20 protein-coding genes and 1 pseudogene are annotated in these 19181 nt (G+C 65.5%); 15 read left to right on the top strand and 6 right to left on the bottom strand.

Features of this window, described 5'->3' with window-relative positions:
* The 4 genes from NS2_RS38410 to NS2_RS11840 form a co-directional block, all read left to right on the top strand.
* The coding region (locus NS2_RS38410; RefSeq protein WP_222594868.1) for a DddA-like double-stranded DNA deaminase toxin at nt 1-158 on the top strand (158 nt) is incomplete at its 5' end.
* A 20-nt stretch (nt 159-178) separates the two neighbouring features.
* Nucleotides 179-601: an Imm1 family immunity protein gene (locus tag NS2_RS11830; RefSeq protein ID WP_071812251.1), complete on the top strand. Its 423-nt coding sequence runs from the start codon at nt 179-181 to the stop codon at nt 599-601.
* A gap of 273 nt (nt 602-874) precedes the next feature.
* On the top strand, nt 875-1336 hold the full coding sequence (locus NS2_RS11835) for a hypothetical protein (protein ID WP_147207162.1): 462 nt from the start codon (nt 875-877) through the stop codon (nt 1334-1336).
* Between the two features lie 233 nt (nt 1337-1569).
* Complete coding sequence (locus NS2_RS11840; RefSeq protein WP_063864976.1) at nt 1570-2181, top strand: hypothetical protein; 612 nt, start codon at nt 1570-1572, stop codon at nt 2179-2181.
* Here NS2_RS11840 and NS2_RS11845 read toward each other — a convergent pair.
* The gene (locus tag NS2_RS11845; protein ID WP_033087589.1) at nt 2175-2897 is read right to left on the bottom strand and encodes a helix-turn-helix domain-containing protein; all 723 of its coding nucleotides are present in this window, start codon (nt 2895-2897) and stop codon (nt 2175-2177) included. The genes NS2_RS11840 and NS2_RS11845 overlap by 7 nt on opposite strands.
* A gap of 261 nt (nt 2898-3158) precedes the next feature.
* Between NS2_RS11845 and NS2_RS11850 the strand changes: the two genes are divergently transcribed.
* A complete protein-coding gene (locus NS2_RS11850) occupies nt 3159-3356 on the top strand; it encodes a helix-turn-helix domain-containing protein (protein ID WP_143161502.1) in 198 nt (65 codons plus the stop codon).
* A 65-nt stretch (nt 3357-3421) separates the two neighbouring features.
* Here the strand turns inward: NS2_RS11850 and NS2_RS11855 are convergent, their stop codons facing one another.
* The 4 genes and pseudogenes from NS2_RS11855 to NS2_RS11870 form a co-directional block, all read right to left on the bottom strand.
* Nucleotides 3422-3922, bottom strand: coding sequence for a MarR family winged helix-turn-helix transcriptional regulator (locus tag NS2_RS11855; RefSeq protein WP_033087591.1), 501 nt, complete (start codon nt 3920-3922; stop codon nt 3422-3424).
* A gap of 265 nt (nt 3923-4187) precedes the next feature.
* Nucleotides 4188-4586, bottom strand: a complete 399-nt coding sequence (locus tag NS2_RS11860; RefSeq protein ID WP_033087614.1) for a PIN domain nuclease — start codon at nt 4584-4586, stop codon at nt 4188-4190.
* Nucleotides 4587-4695: 109 nt separating this feature from the next.
* Nucleotides 4696-4798, bottom strand: a pseudogene (locus NS2_RS38415) (type II toxin-antitoxin system VapB family antitoxin); the annotation flags it as partial.
* Nucleotides 4799-4917: 119 nt separating this feature from the next.
* Complete coding sequence (locus NS2_RS11870) at nt 4918-5649, bottom strand: S1 family peptidase (protein WP_033087593.1); 732 nt, start codon at nt 5647-5649, stop codon at nt 4918-4920.
* Nucleotides 5650-5940: 291 nt separating this feature from the next.
* On the opposite strand from NS2_RS11870, the gene NS2_RS11875 reads away from it, so the two are divergent.
* The 3 genes from NS2_RS11875 to NS2_RS11885 all read left to right on the top strand — a co-directional run bounded on the left by NS2_RS11875 (nt 5941) and on the right by NS2_RS11885 (nt 8107).
* Complete coding sequence (locus NS2_RS11875; protein WP_052086318.1) at nt 5941-6393, top strand: DUF4189 domain-containing protein; 453 nt, start codon at nt 5941-5943, stop codon at nt 6391-6393.
* 103 nt (nt 6394-6496) lie between these two features.
* Nucleotides 6497-7252: a MerR family transcriptional regulator gene (locus NS2_RS11880; RefSeq protein WP_033087594.1), complete on the top strand. Its 756-nt coding sequence runs from the start codon at nt 6497-6499 to the stop codon at nt 7250-7252.
* Nucleotides 7253-7447: 195 nt separating this feature from the next.
* Nucleotides 7448-8107 (top strand): hypothetical protein, encoded by a 660-nt coding sequence (locus tag NS2_RS11885; protein WP_052086319.1) that lies wholly within the window; start codon nt 7448-7450, stop codon nt 8105-8107.
* A 62-nt stretch (nt 8108-8169) separates the two neighbouring features.
* On the opposite strand, the gene NS2_RS11890 is transcribed toward NS2_RS11885, so the two are convergent.
* A complete protein-coding gene (locus tag NS2_RS11890) occupies nt 8170-9396 on the bottom strand; it encodes a hypothetical protein (protein ID WP_033087617.1) in 1227 nt (408 codons plus the stop codon).
* Between the two features lie 312 nt (nt 9397-9708).
* Between NS2_RS11890 and glf the strand changes: the two genes are divergently transcribed.
* The 7 genes from glf to NS2_RS11925 all read left to right on the top strand — a co-directional run bounded on the left by glf (nt 9709) and on the right by NS2_RS11925 (nt 19169).
* The gene (gene glf, locus NS2_RS11895; RefSeq protein ID WP_033087595.1) at nt 9709-10905 is read left to right on the top strand and encodes a UDP-galactopyranose mutase; all 1197 of its coding nucleotides are present in this window, start codon (nt 9709-9711) and stop codon (nt 10903-10905) included.
* The gene (locus NS2_RS11900) at nt 10902-12863 is read left to right on the top strand and encodes a glycosyltransferase (protein ID WP_033087596.1); all 1962 of its coding nucleotides are present in this window, start codon (nt 10902-10904) and stop codon (nt 12861-12863) included. The genes glf and NS2_RS11900 overlap by 4 nt, the downstream gene beginning before the upstream one ends.
* Nucleotides 12860-13450 (top strand): phosphatase PAP2 family protein, encoded by a 591-nt coding sequence (locus tag NS2_RS11905; protein WP_081985866.1) that lies wholly within the window; start codon nt 12860-12862, stop codon nt 13448-13450. The genes NS2_RS11900 and NS2_RS11905 overlap by 4 nt, the downstream gene beginning before the upstream one ends.
* A 26-nt stretch (nt 13451-13476) precedes the next feature.
* On the top strand, nt 13477-14424 hold the full coding sequence (locus NS2_RS11910) for a decaprenyl-phosphate phosphoribosyltransferase (RefSeq protein ID WP_033087597.1): 948 nt from the start codon (nt 13477-13479) through the stop codon (nt 14422-14424).
* Between the two features lie 46 nt (nt 14425-14470).
* On the top strand, nt 14471-16417 hold the full coding sequence (locus tag NS2_RS11915) for an arabinofuranosyltransferase AftB family protein (protein WP_033087598.1): 1947 nt from the start codon (nt 14471-14473) through the stop codon (nt 16415-16417).
* 320 nt (nt 16418-16737) lie between these two features.
* Entirely contained in the window at nt 16738-17781 is a 1044-nt protein-coding gene (locus NS2_RS11920) for an alpha/beta hydrolase (RefSeq protein ID WP_033087599.1), read from the top strand.
* 299 nt (nt 17782-18080) lie between these two features.
* Nucleotides 18081-19169: an alpha/beta hydrolase gene (locus tag NS2_RS11925; protein WP_045437339.1), complete on the top strand. Its 1089-nt coding sequence runs from the start codon at nt 18081-18083 to the stop codon at nt 19167-19169.
* Nucleotides 19170-19181 lie beyond the last annotated feature (12 nt).

Consider the following 19181-nt stretch of genomic DNA (forward strand, 5'->3'; position numbering starts at 1 on the left):
CGACACTAGGTGTCAAAGATGCGAAACTTGTAATAAACAAAACGGAAGGTCCGTGCCGAGGCTGTGATGAGACGCTGCAGTACGTACTGGAACCCGGCAGCCGTCTCGAGGTCCACTGGCCCGGCGGGTTCAAGGTGTATATTGGCGTGAAGTGGTGAGCTAATTGGAAGGAACATGGATGACATTGACAGTCGAGGTTGCCTATCTGCCGGAGCATCGAAAGAATCCGATTTGGCCAAACTCGGCTGAAGAACTCGTCGGAATCGTCGATCAATTTTCGACTGGCGAGAGACCTAGCTGCACCTTGATGTGGATTATACTAACCGACGACCAGGACGAGACTTCCATACTATTCGTTGGCATATCGCCCGGAGCATCCACCGGAAGTCTTCTATTTCAGGGCGAGGAAGGGCAATTCTTCAGTAAAGGTTTGGATGACGCCGAAGGCATCGAAGAGTACTTCGATTTTGGTGAGTGTCGCCGACATCCCGAAAACTCAAAAATAGATATCAGTGGCGTTCGTGCTGCTGTGGCCGAATTCTATTCAATATCAGGGAAACTGCCAAAGTGCATTGAATGGCAGGATTACGTAGAGTACTAAAATCCGACATTGAGCTGAGGTGAGTTATCCGCTGGGCCCAGCGGCCCTCCTGAGGGCGTTGATTGCTATACCATCTCTCGACATCCGGGAAAACGTCGGACAGCTCGATTGAGAGCGCTCTTTCTACCTGCTCGAGTATCCGCACTGGCAAGGTAAATCATATCTACAAGAACTATAGGCCGTACTTATCCCGGGCGGCCAGATTGCACTACATGGCAAGACTATTCGAGTGTCTGCAGCGGCGGCGCGGCGTTGAGGCGAAGAGGTTGGCCGATGGAGCTTTATCTGGCACCGCCTATCGGAGTGGCTCCGTTGGTGCTTGGAATGTCTGTCGACCAGGTGATGCATTCGATGGAGATTTGGGGAAGTCCCGAGTTATTGCCCGGGCCTACCAATCGTGTTCGAGTGCGTAACGATGTCTTGGATCTGGACATCTTTGCGCACTTCAACCCGGATGGTCTCCTCAGTGCTATCGAGATTTGGAGACCTGAAAATATCTACGGGGATACGGTAGTGAAATTCGAAGGAATCGATATGTTCAGAGAGACTGCGGATTCGATTCTAGCTGAACTGCAATTTCGAGGCTATCGTATCGATGACGATGACCCCTATTATCCCACCTTCCCTGATCTGACGCTTGGATTCAATCGGGAAGGCTCGGATGATGCCGACGTTAATGGCCTGTCGCCGTACTTCGAATCGGTTCTGATTGCGGCCTCGGGTTACTACGATTAGATGTAACGGACGGATCCTCCCGCCGCAGGTGATGTAGATATCGCCTTGGTCGTCGATCCTGTCAAGTTCGACAGATGCGGCCAGCAGTTTCTCAGCTATTCACAGGAGAACAACGTTTCGAAGTCCATAATAAAGGAGATTCCGAAGGGGAAGCTCGGCTATACTCGCTGGGCGCCCAGGAGCCCTGGGGGCAACTTGGGTGTCATAATTCCGCCACCAATCACGGCGCCACCGTGACCGGAAATGCGTTGCAGGGCCAGAACATCGGCTACGGCTACGCCGTCAACGGCGTCACGAATTGGACCGTGGCAGCCAACCTCGACCACACGCGACATGTCGGCGCCTCCGCCTCCGCCTGCGCGTTCGAAGGCGCTCCGTCGGCACCGGCCGGGTTCCAAGTTCAGTCGGCGACATCGAGCACGCTCCAGCCGGAATTCCAGACCGCGCAACTGCATAACCTGCTGGGGATTTCCGAGCAGGCGATCCTGCGCGTGGTCGCCACGCCGCCCACCGGTTGCGGGGTGATGCGGCGCGGAGATGGTCTCTGCCCCGGCCACTCGTTGTCCTCGTGCGATGGGCGTTTCACGCTCACCCTGCAAGGTGACGGCAACCTCGTGCTCACCCAGACCGGTACTCCGATATGGGCTTCCGCGACCAACGGCGGCGTCATCGCGATCATGCAGAACGACGGCAACTTTGTCATCTACAACTCCGCCGGGGCATCGTCGTGGGCAACCGGTACGAATCCCAGCGGTTCGACCCTGGTGGTTCAGGACGACGGCAATGTCGTCGTCTATACGGCAGGCGCCCAGCCGCTGTGGTCATCGCACACGGCCGGTCACTGATCGCCGACCCCGGGCACCAGCCGGCGCAACCACCAGGCGCGCTGCGGGTATTCGGGCGAGTAGAGCCGGACCCGCAGCGACCTGACCTGGCGGTCGATCGGATCGCGGACCAGTAGGTCGCTGTCGAAGTCACTGCGGGGCTTGCTGTTCCACAGTTCTTCCCACTCGGTCGCCTCGCTGCACGCGCGGATCGTCGTGCCCAGACCTTGGTCCTTGGCGAGGCCGGGGGAGAGTTGGCGGACGGTGTGGATGCACCGGCGTGCCTCCTTGCGCCATTCCACGATCACCTCGCGGGCGATGGGCTCGAGGAATATCCATTCCAGGAAGCTCGTGCCGGGGACGAGGCCGGGGAAGGTCCGGCGATGGGCCGCGTTCGCGGCGGCGATCGTGAGCGCGGGCAGCGTGTAGAAGCTGGCCGGGTGGTCGAGGACGGCCAGGTCCGCCAGGTCGTCGGCATCGGGTGCGGAGGGCGCGGTCGGTGGTGGTCCGAACAGGCCGGGCAGGCTCAGGTCGAGGATGTGGCGGCGGAACATCGGGGCCACATCCAAGTGGTCGAACAGGATTTGAAGTGAGTGGAGGGTGGGTGGGCGGGTGCCCAGTTCGATCTTTTCGATGAGGGAGACGGACAGGTTGGCCTTCTTGGCGAGTTCGGTGCGCGTCAGCCAGGCGTCTTCGCGGCGTTGGCGGATGTAGTCACCGAATAGGTTGTCAGCCAAGAGGGTTCGCCTTTCCCGCGGGGATTTGTATTGCGCTATGTACGGCGGGGTGTCCCACGGATTGTGCGGACGGAGTTCGTTGAACTCTCATCTCGTTACTCCGGATAATAGAACACATGTTCGAACGATAGCTCAAATGCTGCCGCTGACCGCGATGACGGGGCCGGGGGTGGCGACGGGCTAGGGGTGGAAGGCGGTCTTGTGGACTGGATGGACAGATGTGTCGGGAACCGGGTGGGCCGGGCTGTGAAGGAGGCGGGGGTGAGCTACGTGGACCTGGGGGAACGACTCGGGATGACGGATGCGGTGCTCGCGCGCCGGATGGCCCGACCCGGCTCGTTCCGGGTGGACGAGTTGATTCTCGTCGCCGCGGCGCTCGGTCACGAGGTCCAGGATCTGCTCCCGGCTGCCGATTGCTTGCCTAAAAAAGGCTGTGCGGTCTGTTTAGTTGAAACGTGATCGGCGGCAGGTAATTTCGGCACACGAAGGCGGCGCTCGAAAAGGGAGCGCCGCCTTTTCGTGTTTCAGTCCAGGGAGAGGTCGCCGAGGGATTCGGAGAACTTGCGCAGCAGGGGGATGAGGGTTTCGCGGTCGGTGGGGGAGAGGGCAGCGAGGAGGCGTTGTTCGTTTGCCATGTGCAGCGGGAGGATTCGGTCGATCAGGTCGCGGCCGGTGTCGGTGAGGTGGACGCGGATGGCGCGGCGATCGTGCGCGTCGGGGACGCGTTCGGCCCAGCCCTTGGCGGTCAGGCGGTCGATGCGGTTGGTGATGGCGCCGGAGGTGATCATGGCGGCCTTGTTGAGTGCGCCTGCGCTGAGGCCGGATTCGTTGCCGGAGCGGCGCAGGGTGGCCAGCACGTCGAACTCCCAGCGTTCCAGGCCCTGGGTGCGGAAGAAGTCGGTCAGCTCGCGGTCGACGATCCGGCCGAGGCGGGAGAGGCGGCCGAAGATCTCCATGGGGGAGGTGTCTACGTCGGGGCGTTCCTGCCGCCAGGCGGCGGTGATCTGGTCGACTGCGTCGGGCAAGACGGGCTCCTGGCTGCGGTGGAATAAATCTCAACATTGAGATACTTGACGCTGAGGTACTTGGATGGTGTTATCTCAACGTTGAGATTATCAATGAGGAGCTATCGATGACCGCCTCACGCGCCGGAGCCGCCGGACTCGCCGGGACGCTCGCCCTCACCGGGCTCGCCGCTGCAGCTCCTGGGCATGGTCATCGTGCTCGGCGGCACCCTGCTCGGCCAGAGCGGAACCGCGCCCCGCGCAATGGAATCCGCGACTCAGCTGATCAGGAAATCCGCAGCCTCCGCTGCGGCTGCCCGGTGATTCCGGCGATGGTCTCGTAGTCGCCGTCGACGTGAAGCACGGTGGCGCCCTGGATCTCGGCGGTGGCTGCGATGATCAGATCCGGGATGGGTAGCCGGTGGCAGCCGTGTTGCGCCAGCATGCCCTGCACTTCCAAGGCGCGATCCATGGCTTCCTCGGTGACAGGAAGCCAGACCAGTGATTTCTGCCCGGCGAGCTTGGCCAGATAGTCCTGATGTGATCGCGCGGAGTATCCGATCTCCAGTGCTGTCAGATGGCAGGCGGCGACCAATGTGCCTGGTGTGCCGATGATTTCCGCGAAGTGAGCTGCTGTCCGCTCGTCGCGGAGCACCCGCTCGAATGCTGACTTGTCGGTCAGCATGAACAGGGTTCTCAGTGCCAAGCACCTCCCATCGCCTCGGGCGACAGGTCGGTGTCACTGTCGCGAAGCTGCTGCAGCACCTTCGCGACCGCGCGTCGGTTCGCTACTTCGCGGAGCGCCGCGTTGACGGTGGCCACCTTGGTCTTGGTGCCCAGCTCTTCCGCCGCTAGCGATAGCGCATCATCGTCGATGTCGATCAGGGTTCGAGACATGGCCCACCTCGCTGATATCGGGAAATTCAATCCAAGGATATCAATTTTTGGGCGACGCTGATATGAAGAATGGGGCGTGACCGAATCCGGTCACGCCCCGTTTCGCAGTCTCGGGGGACTCAGGCGATGTGGAAGCCCGCGCCCGCCCCGCCGCGGCTGTCGATGTCCGACAGCACCGCGCCGATATTGGTGGCCAGCTCCGGCTCGTGGATCAGGTTGCCGCCGCCCTCGCACAGCGGCAGTTCGACATTGATCGGTCCGAGCTTGAAATCGGTTCCGGCAACGACCATTCCGACCAGCTGGTCGCCGCGCAGCACCGGCGCGCCGGAGTCGCCGTGGTTGGCACACACCTGGCTACGGAAGGTCAGGGCCTTGGTCTCCCACACCGGTCCACAGGTGAACCCGGTGGTGCGGCCGTTCTTGCAGACGTTCTCACCGATCTGCACCGGGGAGCCGACCGAGTTGATCACCGACTGCGCGACCTTGCGGGTCGGGGTGACCCGCTCCGGGTTGAAAACGATGATGGCCCAATCCATGTCCTCGCTCTTCTGCGCGATGACACCGATGCCGCCGCTGCGGGTGTACTCGGCCGCGACGCGCGCGCCGACCTCGCCGCAGTGGCCGGCGGTGAGGCCGACCAGCTGGTTCTTGTTGTCGTAGCCGACGGCGGTCAGGGTGCAGTCGCTGACCGTGTCCTTGGAGGTGAGGTCCTCCACGTAGACACCGGAACCGCCGCCCAGAGTCACCACCGGGGCGGCGTCCGCGGGGCCGGCGAACAGGAGCGAGGAGCTGACAGCGGCGGCGGCGATGGCCGCCACGCGCAGAACTCGGGCGCGGCCCGCAGAGAACATTGGATTTTCCTCATCCCCCGAGAATCGAATTCGTGCGCGCGCGGTAATCGGGAGTCCGGCAGCGCGCACGCGGAGCATGTCACGCCGGCAACCGACATGCAAGCCCCTACACGGATGACCGATACGGCGGCCGATCCGGAAGGCTTTGCCCGGCAGCCGCTTCCGAGCGGCCGAAACGGACTTGGCCGTGTCGGTGCCCCGTGATAGAACTCCGGGCAGTGGTGATCGCACCACCGAGTGCAACCGGATCGGCCATTCTCGCGGGCCGCTTCCAATTGGGGAGAATTTCGAATGGCTTTTTCGGGCAAGATGGCCCTGACCATGTTTGTTTCCGCCGCGGCCGTGCTGGTTTCGACGGTGGGGGCCGGTACCGCCAGCGCCGAGCGCGGTCCGGACGGTTCGCTCTACGGCTCGCTCGCGCTGAGCACCGATGGTGGCACCTTCTACGGCGCGGCCTGGAACTACCCGAACTGGGCCGGCTCCGATGCCGACGCCCTGGGCCAGTGCGCGCACCGCGGCTGCAAGGTCATGGTGCAGTTCCGCGACGGCTGCGGCGCCATCGCCGAAAGCGCCGATCACAGCTACTACTACGGCGGTTCGGGCGCCAACCGGGCGGCGGCCGAGAAGGACGCCATGGACCGGCTCACCAACTGGATGCCGTCCCCGCCGGCCATGTTCGGCAGCTCCGCGCCGCCGAAGCAGTCGGTCCACATCCGCTACTCGGAGTGCACCGCCGGCGCGTAGACCCGTGTCGTGGGCGCGCGTAGGTTGAGGCTTGACCTTGACGTTGCGTCAACTTGCATCCTGAATTCGTCGAGGCGAACGAGAGGATACGAAAGGCCGGAACGTGAGCGCCGAATGGTCCATCCAGGAATTGGCGAAAGTGGCCCGCACCACCAGCCGCACCCTGCGGCATTACGGTGACCTCGGGATACTGCCGCCGTCGCGGATCGGATCCAATGGCTATCGCTATTACGACCAGGAATCTCTCGTGCGGTTGCAGCGCATCCTTTTGCTCCGGGAACTCGGTCTGGGCCTGCCGGCCATCGCCGAAGTGCTCGACGGGCAAAAGGACACCGCCGCGGCCCTGCGCACCCATCTGGAATTGCTCCGAACCGAGCAGGACCGGATCGCGCGGCAAATCGTCTCGGTGCAAACAACATTGCGCAAGACGGAAGCAGGTGAGCAACTCATGGCAGACGAAGTATTCGACGGATTCGACCACGCCCGGTACAAGGACGAGGTCATCGAGCGCTGGGGCAAGGACGCCTGGGACAGCGGCAACAACTGGTGGAACTCCAAGAGCGACGCCGAGAAGAAGGCGCATCTCCAGACCCACCTCGATATCGCCGCCGACTACGGCCGCGCCCACGCTGCCGGTCTCCCGGTCGACGGCGACGAGGTCCAGGCCATCGTGCAGCGGCATTACGACTGGCTCGGCTCAACGCCCACGAACGGGCCGGTGACCGCGCGGTACTTCAACGGCCTCGCCGACATGTACGTCGGTGACCCGCGGTTCGCGGCGAACTACGACAAGCACGGCGACGGCACGTCCGAGTACGTCCGCGACGCGATCCGGGTCTACTCCGCCACCCGGCTCTAGCCGGAAATCACGCCACCGCAGCCCCTTTCGGCATCCCCCGGAAGGGGCCGCGGTCGTCTGCGGCCGACCCGGAAACAACCTGTTCGTGCATGTCAACGCCCCGGAGTAGGGTCATCCCAGAGTGTGAGGGGAGGAGACCCGATGAGCCATCCATATGGACAATCCGGACAAACCGGTCCAGAGGATCAACCGCAGATGGGCTTCGCGCCGGTGGAGTACCCGCCGCAGCCGACCGCCCAGCCGGTGGGCATGCCGCCACAGACCGGCTATCCGCAGCAGACCGGCTATCCACCGCAGGGCGGCTATCCGCAGCAGCCCTATCCCGCGTATCCCGCCGCGCCGGGCTACCCCGGTGCACCGGGCTATTCGCCCTACGGCGTCCCGCAGACCAGGGCGAGCGGCGGCACCGCCATCACCGCGGGCGTGCTGGCCATGATCGCGGGCGCGCTATCGGTCATCGGCGGGGTCATCATGCTCATCGCCGCCTTCGTGGTGAACAGCGAGGACACGTCGTACCGCAGCGGCAGCCAATACTCCACGCGCGACGACGAGGGCCTGTTCGGCATTCTGCTCGGGGTCGGCGCGCTCGTGCTGGTGGTCGGGGTGCTCTGGTGCGTCGGGGCCATCATGCTGTTCCTGCGCAAGACCGCCGGACGCTTCATCCTCATCGGCATGTCGGCCATCGCGGTGGTCCTCGGACTGATCAGCTTCGTCCTGAAACCCGGCTCGGGCATCATCGGCCTGATCTTCTCCATCGCCATCCTGGTGTTCGCCGCGGTCCCGCCCACCGGCCGCTGGATCGCCGAGGGCAAACAGCCCCTCGTCCCGGCACAGCCCTACTACCCGTACTACTGACGGAAAACGCCACAGCCGCCCGGTTTTCCGACCGGGCGGCTGTGTGCTGTCGGGAGGCCGGATCAGGCCGCGCACATGGATTGCATGACGCCGCGCAGGATCGGCGCGCCGCAGGTGGCGGGTGCGAAGGCGATGGTCTCGGCGATGCCCAGCGGAGTGGTGATGGTCGAGGCCACGCCCGTGAAGCCGGCGATGGTGTTGCCGACGGTGAGCAGCAGGCTGGTGGTGTCGAGGGCGAAGGTGATGAGGGAGAAGAGGTTCTCCACCTTCACATCGGCCAGCGCCACGGTGTTGAGGGCGCGGCCCTCGTAGATGTCGAAGCCCAGGTTGGCCAGGAAGGTGAGCGGGCCGTAGTCCAGTGCGTCCACGATCGGGCCGAGTTGCTCGGTGCGGCGCAGCATCATGACGTCGGCGACCCGGTTGCTCTGCAGGAAGCCTTGCAGCGCCGCGGCATTGGCGTTGATCGCATCGGGGTCGACCGGCAGGGCGGCCGTGGTGAGGAAGTTGCGGGTGCGTTCGACCAGATCACCGGTCCGCAGCTCGGCGATCGGGGTGCAGCTGCCGTCGGCCTTCATCACCTGGTTGGCCAGATCGATCAGTGGCTGCGGCAGATCCACGTGCTCGTCGGGCAGGTCCAGTTGCAGCTTCCGATAGACGCTGTGCGCGTCGCAGCCCACCGACAGCTGCGACTGCACCGCGCGTGCCAGCGACTTCACGCCGTTGAACAGTGCGCCCACGATCGGCTTGAGCACGAACCCGACGGTCGGCACCAGGCTGGCGGCGAACTGGGCCGGAATCTTCACGATGCGGGCGGCGAGGATGAAGACCTCGACCACATCGCGCACCTTCAGCTGCGAGACCGCGACGGTCTGGTTCACCTGGCCGGTGCGCACCGCGTCGAGGCTGTTGACCAGGTAGGTGACGATCGGGTCGTCGAGGAACTGGGTGCGGTCGTTCACCTCGTCCGGGCTCAGCGGCAGGAACCCGCGTCGGTGCACGTGCATCGAGGCGATGTTCTGCCGGAAGTCGTTGACCGACCGGTCGTATGCGTCCTGCTGGCCGGCGGGCACGACGGTGCGGATGGCGGTGGCCGCCGCGCTGATGACGTCGTCGAAGGTGGCCGCGCCGGGCTTGCCGCAGAGTTCGCCCGCGTCGGCGATCTCGGACGCGGCGAGGGTGTCGCCATCGTCGGCGCGGGCCGGAGCCGCGTCCGGAACGAGGGCGGCCGTGCCCAGCACGGCGGTGATGGACAGCGCACCCACGAGTGGGGTGAAGCGAGTGAAGCGCATGGAGATGTTCTTCCGGGTCGAGCGAAGGGGCACGGCCGCGCAAACACACGGCAAAAACTGGTCGTCCGATCAGTTCGGGTGTCTATGTAATACAGCTCTCATGACGCAGCTGTCCGCTCTTTCGTGAACTTTGTGCAAAAACCTGGCAACCTCGTCCACTCACCGGGATGACGGGGATCACTCAGCGGCCGACCCCCGCGGAGATGATCCGGGCCCCGGCAAAGGCGTGGCATCGCCTCCGGGCGAACCCCGCCAACCCACCCCGATGGAGCCCACGCGCGCTTTCGGTCGATGCCGGTACGCTGGGCACCCGTGACCGTCGCATCCCCGTTCGATCTCATCGTTGTCGGCTCCGGTTTCTTCGGACTGACCATCGCGGAACGCACCGCCAACCTGCTGGGCAAGCGGGTGCTGGTGGTGGAACGTCGCTATCACTTGGGCGGCAACGCCTATTCTGAACCGGATCCGGAAACCGGTATCGAGATCCACAAGTACGGGGCGCACCTGTTCCACACCTCCAACAAGCGGGTGTGGGACTACGTCAACGAGTTCACCGAGTTCACGAACTACCAGCACCGCGTATTCGGCCTGCACAAGGGCCAGGCGTACCCGCTGCCCATGGGCTTGGGCATGATCTCGCAGTTCTTCGGCCGCTACTACAGCCCGGACGAGGCGCGGGCACTCATTGCCGAGCAGTCGGCGGAGATCGCCAGCGGCGAGGTGACCAACCTCGAGGAGAAGGGCATCTCGCTGATCGGCCGCCCGCTCTACGAGGCGTTCATCCGCGACTACACCGCCAAGCAGTGGCAGACCGATCCCAAGGAACTGCCCGCGAACATCATCACCCGGCTGCCGGTCCGCTACACCTTCGACAGCCGCTACTTCAACGACACCTACGAGGGTCTGCCCAAGGACGGCTACACCGCGTGGCTGTCGAAGATGGCCGAGAACGACCTCATCGAGGTTCGCCTGGACACCGACTGGTTCGAGGTGCGCGACGAGATCCGCGCCCAGAACCCGGACGCCCCGGTCGTCTACACCGGCCCGCTGGATCACTACTTCGACTACGCCGAGGGCGAACTCGGCTGGCGCACCATCGATTTCGAGACCGAGGTGCTCGAGACAGGTGACTTCCAGGGCATCCCGGTGATGAACTACAACGACGCGGACGTCCCCTTCACCCGCATCATCGAGCCGCGCCACTTCCACCCCGAGCGCGACTACCCGACCGACAAGACGGTCATCATGCGCGAGTTCTCGCGCTTCGCCCAGACCGGCGACGAACCGTACTACCCCATCAACACCCCCGAGGACCGCGCCAAGGTCCTCGCCTACCGCGAGCGCGCCAAGGCCGAAACCGCCTCGAACAAGGTGCTTTTCGGCGGCCGCCTGGGCACCTACCAGTACCTGGACATGCACATGGCCATCGGCGCCGCGCTCAGCATGTTCGACAATGTGCTGCGCCCGCACCTGGAGTCCGGCGCGGCGCTGGTGGACGACGCCGAATGACCGCCCAACTGACTCGGGAAGAGATGAGCACCGAGACCCGCGCCGTATCCCTGCTCCAGCGCGTCATCCTGCCCCGGCCGGGTGAGCCGCTGGACGTGCGCAAGCTGTACCTCGAGGAATCCGAGACCAATGCCCGGCGCGCGCATGCCATTACGCGCACCGCGCTGGCCATCGGCGCGGAGTCCGAGGTGTCGTTCTGCACCTACTTCAATGCCGTGCCCGCCAGCTACTGGCGGCGCTGGAGCGTGCTGAAGTCGGTGGTGCTGCGGCTGGAGCTGTCCGGCCACGGCCGCGTGGACGTCTACCGCTCCAAGGCCGACGGTTCCCGAATCCACGTGCAGGGCAGCGAATTCAGCACGCCCGGCGACGGCGCGGCGGCCGCGGACTTCATCGAGTTCGAGGTGGATCTGGGCCCGTTCGAGGACGGCGGCTGGATCTGGTTCGACATCACCACCGACAGCCACGTCGAAATGCGCAGCGGCGGTTGGTACGCGCTGGTCGAGGCCCCCGGTGAGGGCAGCATCGCCGTCGGCATGCCCACCTTCAACCGGCCCACCGACGCGGTGAAAACCCTGACGGCCCTGGGCTCGGACCCGCTGGTGCTGGAGAAGATCAAGGCCGTCATCATTCCCGACCAGGGCAACCGCAAGGTGGTGGACGAGCCCGGCTTCACCGAGGCCGCGACCCGCCTGGGCGGCCGCCTGGCCATTCACGATCAGCCGAATCTCGGCGGCTCCGGCGGCTACAGCCGGGTCATGTACGAGGCGCTCGAGACCACCGACGCCGAGTACATCGTCTACATGGACGACGACATCGAGATCGAGCCGGACTGCATCCTGCGCGCGCTGGCCTTCTCGCGTTTCGCCAAGTCGCCCATCCTGACCGGCGGTCAGATGCTCAACTTGCAGGAGCGATCGCACCTGCACACCATGGGCGAGATCGTGGACCGTTCCATCTTCATGTGGACCGCGCCCGCGACGGTCGAGTACGACCACGACTTCTCCAAGCATCCGCTGCGCGACCGCGACAACTCGAAGCTGCTGCACCGCCGCATCGATGTGGACTTCAACGGCTGGTGGACCTGCGTCATCCCGCGTCAGGTCGCCGAGGAGATCGGCCAGCCGCTGCCGCTGTTCCTGAAATGGGATGACGTCGAATACGGTTTGCGCGCACGCGAACACGGCTACCCGACCGTCACCCTCCCGGGCGCGGCGGTGTGGCACATGGCCTGGTCCGACAAGGACGACGCCATCGACTGGCAGGCCTACTTCCACCTGCGCAACCGCCTGGTGGTCGCCTCGCTGCACCTGCCCAACGACGGCCGCCCGATGGTCGTCAACACCATCAAGGCCACGCTGAAACACCTGCTGTGCCTGGAGTATTCGACGGTCGCCATCCAGAACGAGGCGATCCGCGACTACCTCGCCGGTCCGGACAAGCTGTTCGAGCTGCTGCCGAGCGCGCTGGGCAAGGTGCACGCCATGCGCAAGGAATACCCGGACGCGGTGGTGCTGCCGTCCTCCACCGAACTGCCGCTGCCCTCGCACGCCGAGGTGGGCGCGGTCGGCGAACCCGGCAACCCGCTCGCCAAGGTGACCCGCCTGGGCAAGGGCGTGCTGCACAACTTCCGCAGGGCCAACCAGAGCCACCATGAGACCCCGCAGCTGAACGTGCCGACGCTGGACGCGCGCTGGTTCCTGCTCTCGCAGGTGGACGGCGTCACCGTAACCACCGCCGACGGGCGCGGCGTCGTCTACCGTAAGCGGGATCCGCGAAAGGCCATGGAGCTGTTCAAGGAAGCGATGCGCCTGCGCAAGGAGCTGGCCGAGCGCTTCCCGGAGGTGCGCGAGCAGTATCGTCGCGCGCACGCACACCTCACCAGCAAGGCCGCGTGGGAAACAGTCTTCGGTATCGATACTGAATCAGGCAGCAACACTTCAAGGAATGAACCCAAATGACCGCTGCTCACACAGCTTCCGGCCCGGACCGCGGCCTGCACGTGGTCCCGGACGAGCCGGTGGCCCCGGCCCCGGCCGAGTCCCCGGCCGAGGTCAAGATCATCAATTTGGTGCAGGGCGCCATCGGGCAGAACCCGGCGGTCATCAAGGCCGCCCGCGGTATGTCCCACTTCGGTGAGCACTCGCTGGGCTGGCTCGGCATCGCCGCGGTCGGCGCGCTGGTCGACAAGCCGCGCCGCCGCGAGTGGGCCGGGGTCGCCGTGGGCGCGTTCGGCGCGCACGCCGCCTCGGTCGTGATCAAGCGCGTCGTCCGCCGCAAGCGCCCGCACGATCCGTCCGTGCAGGTCAACGTGTCGACGCCGTCGAAGCTGAGCTTCCCGTCCTCGCACGCCACCTCAACCACGGCGGCGGCTGTGTTGCTCGGCAGACTCACCGGGCTACCCTTGCCTGCGGTGCTCGTCCCGCCGATGCTGCTCTCCCGCATCGTGCTCGGTGTGCACTACCCCACCGACGTTCTCGGAGGGGCGGCGCTGGGCGCAGCATCAGCAGCCGCCGTGCTCGCAGCCGAAAAGAGACTCGCGAAGTGACCGCCCAGGAAAGAGCCATCGTTGACATGAGCGAAGAGCCGACCAGCACAGACCTAGCGGAGGCGGTCATCAAGGGACCGCCGAAGACGTTGGGCGGCGGCCTGATCAAGGCCATGCGCCCGCGCCAGTGGATCAAGAACGTGCTGGTGCTGGCCGCGCCGCTGGCGGCCGGGAAGACCATCGGCGGCGACCTGGTGATCACCGACCTGTCGGTGCTCGGCCACGTGGCCATCGCGTTCGTGGTGTTCTGCATGGCCGCCTCGGGCATCTACCTGGTCAACGACGCCCTCGACGTGGAGGCCGACCGGGCCCACCCGACCAAGCGCTTCCGGCCCATCGCGGCCGGCGTGGTGCCGGTGAACCTGGCCTACGCGCTCTCGGCGGTGCTGCTGATCGGCTCGATCCTGGTGTCGTTCATCGCCAATTGGCATCTGGCCGTGGTGATGGCGGTCTACATCGGAATCCAGCTGGCGTACTGCTTCGGTCTCAAGCACCAGGCGGTGCTGGACATCTGCATCGTGTCCTCGGGCTTCCTGCTGCGCGCGATCGCCGGTGGCGTGTCCTCCGATATCCGCCTGTCGCAGTGGTTCCTGCTGATCATGGCCTTCGGTTCGCTGTTCATGGCGACCGGAAAGCGCTACGCCGAGTTGAAGCTCGCGCTCGACACCGGCGCCAAGATCCGCAAGTCGCTGGAGTACTACACGCCGACCTACCTGCGTTTCGTCTGGACCCTGTCGGCCACCGCGGTGGTCGTGTTCTACGGTCTGTGGGCGTTCGAGCAGGACAAGACCAAGGACACCATCTGGTTCGCCATCTCGATGATCCCGTTCGTCATCGCCATCATGCGGTACGCGGTGGACGTCGATCGGGGCGAAGCGGGTGAGCCGGAAGAGATCGCCCTGGGGGACCGCGTCCTCCAGTTCCTCGCCATCGCCTTGATCGGAGCATTGGGTGTCGCTGTCTATCTCACCTGACGTGGTAGAGGGAGAAGAGCGAGAGACGGGCGCGCCGACGGCACAATTGCCGCTCGGTCGCGCCCGTCGGCGTGCGGAGGACTCCGCGCGCGGTTTCTCGCGACTATCCCGAGCCACGTTCCTCGGTGGGATGGTGCTGACCGCGACGCTGTTCGCGGCCGGCGCCTGGCAGCGTCGTTGGATCGCCGACGACGGTCTCATCGTGCTGCGCACGGTGCGAAACCTGATGGCGGGCAACGGTCCGGTCTTCAATGCGGGCGAACGGGTCGAGACCAACACCAGCGCGGCCTGGACCTATGTGGTCTGGTTCTTCAGCTGGCTGACCCAGGCCCGGCTGGAGTACGTGGTGCTCGGCATCGCGCTCACCATGTCGGTGCTGGCCATCGTGATCGCCATGCTGGGCGCGGCCCGGCTTTGGGGCGGCACGTCCTCGGCGCTGCTGGTGCCCGCGGGCGCGCTGGTCTACATCGCGCTGCCCCCGGCCCGCGACTACGCCACCTCCGGACTGGAAAACTGCCTGGTCATCTTCTGGCTGGCGGTGCTGTGGTGGGCGCTGATCCGCTGGTCGCAGGCCGAGAAGGTGCGCGTCGCAGGCTTTTTCGCGCTGGTGTTCTGGGCGGGCCTGGCACCGCTGATCCGGCCCGAGATGGCGGTCGTGGGCGGGCTCGCGCTGCTCATGCTGTTCTGCGCCCCGGTGCCCGAGACCCGGTTGCGGCCCTGGATGTTCCGCACCGTGGTCGTGGTGGTGGCCGGACTGGTGCCGATGGGATACCAGATCTGGCGAATGGGCTACTACGGCCTGCCCTATCCGAATACCGCGGTGGCCAAGGACGCGGGCGGGGCCAAGTGGTCGCACGGCTTCACCTATATGTGGGATCTGGTCGGCCCGTACTGGCTGTGGCTGCCGTTGCTGCTGGCCGCGGCGTCGATCGTGCTGGTGCGGCAGGGCCGTGGTGCCGCCGCCCACCGCGAGGCGGACGGCGAGGCCCGGGAAACCAACTGGCGCGGCCGGATCCACCGGTTCAGCCTCTGGCTGCGTACCCCGGCCGCGATCGTGACCCTCATGGTAGGCAGCGGTGTGCTGCTGGTGATCTACGAGCTGCGCGTCGGCGGTGACTTCATGCACGGGCGCATGCTGCTGCCGCAGCTGTTCCTGCTCATGCTGCCGGTTTCGGTGATCCCGCTCCGGTTGCGCAGTGCCGCCGATGCCGGTGCGCGCCGCCTGAACTGGGCGTTCGTATTCGTGCTTGCGGCCTTCGTCGGCACGGCGGGCTGGGCGCTGTTCGCGGCGAACACCACCGCGATCAAGACCGGTACCACGATCCGCGCCAACGGCATTGTGGACGAGCGCATCTACTACGTGCTGCGCACCGGTCACGACCACCCGATCCTGGCCAGCGACTACCTGGACTACCCGTGGATGCGTGCCATGGTGCGCGACATCGACAATTCGCCCGACGGTGCGCTGTTGATCGTCTCGCCGTCGTTCATGAACTGGTACCTGGATCCGGCCCCGCAGCCCGAGCCGGGGAACGACGAGAAGCCCGAACATGTCGTGTTCTTCCTGAATCTCGGCATGACCAGCATGAATGTGCCGCTGGACGTGCGCGTCATCGATCAGATGGGGCTGGCGTACCCGCTTGCCGCGCATACCGATCGGTTGACCGACGGTCGCATCGGCCACGACAAGGCGCTCTACCCGGACTGGGTCGTGGTGGACACCGGCATGGTGGACAAGCACCCGTGGATGCCGTCGTTCCTGGACGAGAAGTGGGTGACGCAGGCTCGAGTCGCCCTGTCCTGCCCGGACACCCAGGCCCTGCTGGCCTCCTCGCGAGCGCCGCTCACCTTCGACCGCTGGCGGCACAACCTGATGCAGTCGCTGGACTTCGCCAAGTACCGCATCGACCGCGTACCCAAGTACGAGATCCAGCGCTGCGGACTGGTCGATCCGACCCAGCCGCCGCCGCCCGCCCCCGCGCTGCCGAAGTAGACGAAAAGACAGCACCCCGCGCCCTTGAACGGGCGCGGGGTGCTGTGTTTATGGGGGTTCGGGGGCGAAGCCCGGCCGCGGGGAGGCGGAGGCCCGAGCTACGAGAGTTGTTGTCCCCCTTTGACCGAAACGTCACATTCCGGGTGCGGGATATGGGATGCTGTCTCGATTTGGTAACACCCCGGCGTGGGTTTCGCGATAAGCTCCGCGAAGACTCCCGTCGCCGACTGTGGAAACCCGCTGCGCGGCAACGGTTGTCGCAATACGAACCCGGGCGGGTAGACCAGGGAGGCCCGGGGCGCACGGACGGAAGGCCGAATATGCGGGGCGTGACGGTTAAGGGTGGGGCGCGGAGCTGGTTGCGGAAGTCGGTGCTGGCCTTGGCATTGGCGACCACGGTGCCGCTGGGGGTGTCGGTCCTGGGAACGGGTACGGCACAGGCGGCCTTCGGTCCGGACGGCATGGACTTCTATGTCGACTCCAGCATGGGTCCGATCAAGAACCGCGTCTTCCGGGCGGCGGACGGCAATACGAACCGCGTGGTCTACGCGCTCGACGGCGAGCGCGCCCGCGACGACCTCAACGGCTGGGAGATCAATACCGATGTCGCCCACGCGCTGACCGCCGCGAACATCAATGTCGTCATGCCGGTCGGCGGCCAGTCCAGCTGGTACGCCGACTGGAACTCGCCGAGCACCTTCCTCGGCCTGCCCGCGGGCACGGCCTCCCAGCAGTCCGGATCCGGTATCACGCAGGCGCTTTCGGGTGGCCCCGGCAAGTCCTACACCTACAAGTGGGAGACGTACCTGAGCTCGGAGCTGCCGGGTGCGCTGCGGGATCGCCTGGGCTTCAGCTCGACTCGCAACGGCATCTTCGGCCTGTCCATGTCCGGCGGCTCGGCGTTCATGCTGGCGGCCTTCCACCCGGCCCAGTTCTCCTACGCCGGTTCGATGTCCGGCGCGCTGGACCTGTCGTTGCCCGGCATGCGCGATGCCATCCGGGTGGCCATGGTGGACGCGGGCGGTTACAACGTGGACGCGCTGGCCGGGCCCAAGGATCTCAAGTGGCAGCACCTGGACCCCTTCCAGTTCGCGCCCAAGCTGAAGGCCAACGGCACCCACCTGTTCATCTCGGCGGGCAGCGGCCTGCCGAGCTCGCTCACCGATATCAACACCACGGTCGTCCAGGCCATGGGTATCGAGGCGGTGTCGCTGGTCGGCACCAAGGCCTTCCAGGCCCGCTGGGCCGCGCTCGGCGGCGGCAACCTGGTCACCGACTATCCGGCCATCGGCGTGCACAACTGGAAGAACTGGGAGGCCGAGACCGGCCGCATGATTCCGGACCTGTCCGCGAACATCGGCTGAACCACACTGCGCGCCTTGGGTATTCGACTCCGATGCCCGGAGATGCCGAAGGCGCGCAGCGCGGTTCGCGCGAGTTTGGAGTGATAGCGAATGCATATGAGTTCACGGGGGCGGAATTCGACCCTCGAGTCGCAATCAGGCACAGGTCTACGCCACATTCCTGGCGAACCGTGGCGCTCGTCACTTTCGTCACGATCCGATAACGTCCCGTTGCCGATCGCGCGATAGGGTCGCCGAGACCTCTGCCGTGGTCACGAGCACACGGTGAGACCGAACGACAGGAAAGGCCGGACAGAAAAATGCGAGGCGATAGACGTCAGAGATCCCGCGGTTGGCTCAAGAATTCCGTGGTCGGATTGGCTCTGGCGATTGCGCTGCCGTTCGGGGTGTCGGCGGTGGGCGCCGGAACCGCCAACGCGGCCCTGGACCCCAGTGGATTCGACTTCTACGTCGACTCGGCGTCGATGGGCCCGGTCAAGTCGCGGGTCTTCCGCGCGGCCGACGGCAACACCGCCCGCGTCGTCTATGCCCTCGACGGCATGCGCGCCGGGCAGGATCTGAGCGGCTGGGAGATCAACACCGACATCGCCCGCGCGCTGACCAACGCGAATATCAACGTGGTCATGCCGATCGGCGGCCAGTCCAGCTTCTACGCCGACTGGAACGCGCCCAGCAGCATCCTCGGTGAGGGCGGCGGCACCGGTTCGGCCGGTTCCTCGTCGCTGTCCTCCTCCGGTTCGGCCTCGGGGTCGTCCTCGGGGTCGGGCGCCTTCCAGATCCTGGGCGGCGGCCCCGGCAAGAGCTACCGCTACACCTGGGAGACCTTCCTGTCCCGGGACCTGCCCAACGCGCTGCAGGCGCGCCTGGGCTTCAGCAAGACCCGCAACGGCATCTTCGGCCTGTCCATGGGCGGTTCGGGTGCGCTGACCCTGGCCGCCTACCACCCGGATCAGTTCAGCTTCGCCGGCTCGTACTCCGGCTACCTGAACGTCTCCGCCCCGGGCATGCGCGAGGCCATCCGCCTGGCCATGATCGACGCGGGCGGCTACAACGTGGACTCGATGGCGCCGCCGTGGGGCCCGCAGTGGCTGCACATGGACCCGTTCGTGTTCGCTCCGCGCCTGCGCGACGCCAACACCCGCCTCTGGATCTCGGCCGCGAGCGCCATTCCGGCCGCGGGTGATGTCACGGGCATCATGCCGGTGATCCAGGGCGTGCCGCTGGAGGCTCTCGCGCTGGTCAACACCCGCGCCTTCCAGGCCCGCATGATGTCGCTGGGCGCCAACAACGTCACCTACGACTTCCCGGCCACCGGTGTCCACAACTGGAACAACTGGAACGCCGAGGTCTACCGGATGATCCCGGATCTGTCCGCGAACATCGGGTAACCCACAACCCCT

The sequence above is a fragment of the Nocardia seriolae NBRC 15557 genome (assembly GCF_007990715.1).
Taxonomy (GTDB): domain Bacteria; phylum Actinomycetota; class Actinomycetes; order Mycobacteriales; family Mycobacteriaceae; genus Nocardia; species Nocardia seriolae.

Bases quoted from the DNA above. Each gene is read 5' to 3' on its own strand.
- NS2_RS11860 (WP_033087614.1), bottom strand. From the start codon at position 4,586: ATGCTGACCGACAAGTCAGCATTCGAGCGGGTGCTCCGCGACGAGCGG.
- NS2_RS11870 (WP_033087593.1), bottom strand. From the start codon at position 5,649: ATGTTCTCTGCGGGCCGCGCCCGAGTTCTGCGCGTGGCGGCCATCGCC.
- NS2_RS11905 (WP_081985866.1), top strand. From the start codon at position 12,860: ATGACCGCTGCTCACACAGCTTCCGGCCCGGACCGCGGCCTGCACGTG.
- NS2_RS11885 (WP_052086319.1), top strand. From the start codon at position 7,448: ATGGGCTTCGCGCCGGTGGAGTACCCGCCGCAGCCGACCGCCCAGCCG.
- NS2_RS11910 (WP_033087597.1), top strand. From the start codon at position 13,477: ATGAGCGAAGAGCCGACCAGCACAGACCTAGCGGAGGCGGTCATCAAG.
- NS2_RS11925 (WP_045437339.1), top strand. From the start codon at position 18,081: ATGCGAGGCGATAGACGTCAGAGATCCCGCGGTTGGCTCAAGAATTCC.
- NS2_RS11875 (WP_052086318.1), top strand. From the start codon at position 5,941: ATGGCTTTTTCGGGCAAGATGGCCCTGACCATGTTTGTTTCCGCCGCG.
- NS2_RS11900 (WP_033087596.1), top strand. From the start codon at position 10,902: ATGACCGCCCAACTGACTCGGGAAGAGATGAGCACCGAGACCCGCGCC.
- NS2_RS11830 (WP_071812251.1), top strand. From the start codon at position 179: ATGACATTGACAGTCGAGGTTGCCTATCTGCCGGAGCATCGAAAGAAT.
- NS2_RS11890 (WP_033087617.1), bottom strand. From the start codon at position 9,396: ATGCGCTTCACTCGCTTCACCCCACTCGTGGGTGCGCTGTCCATCACC.
- NS2_RS11920 (WP_033087599.1), top strand. From the start codon at position 16,738: ATGCGGGGCGTGACGGTTAAGGGTGGGGCGCGGAGCTGGTTGCGGAAG.
- NS2_RS11835 (WP_147207162.1), top strand. From the start codon at position 875: ATGGAGCTTTATCTGGCACCGCCTATCGGAGTGGCTCCGTTGGTGCTT.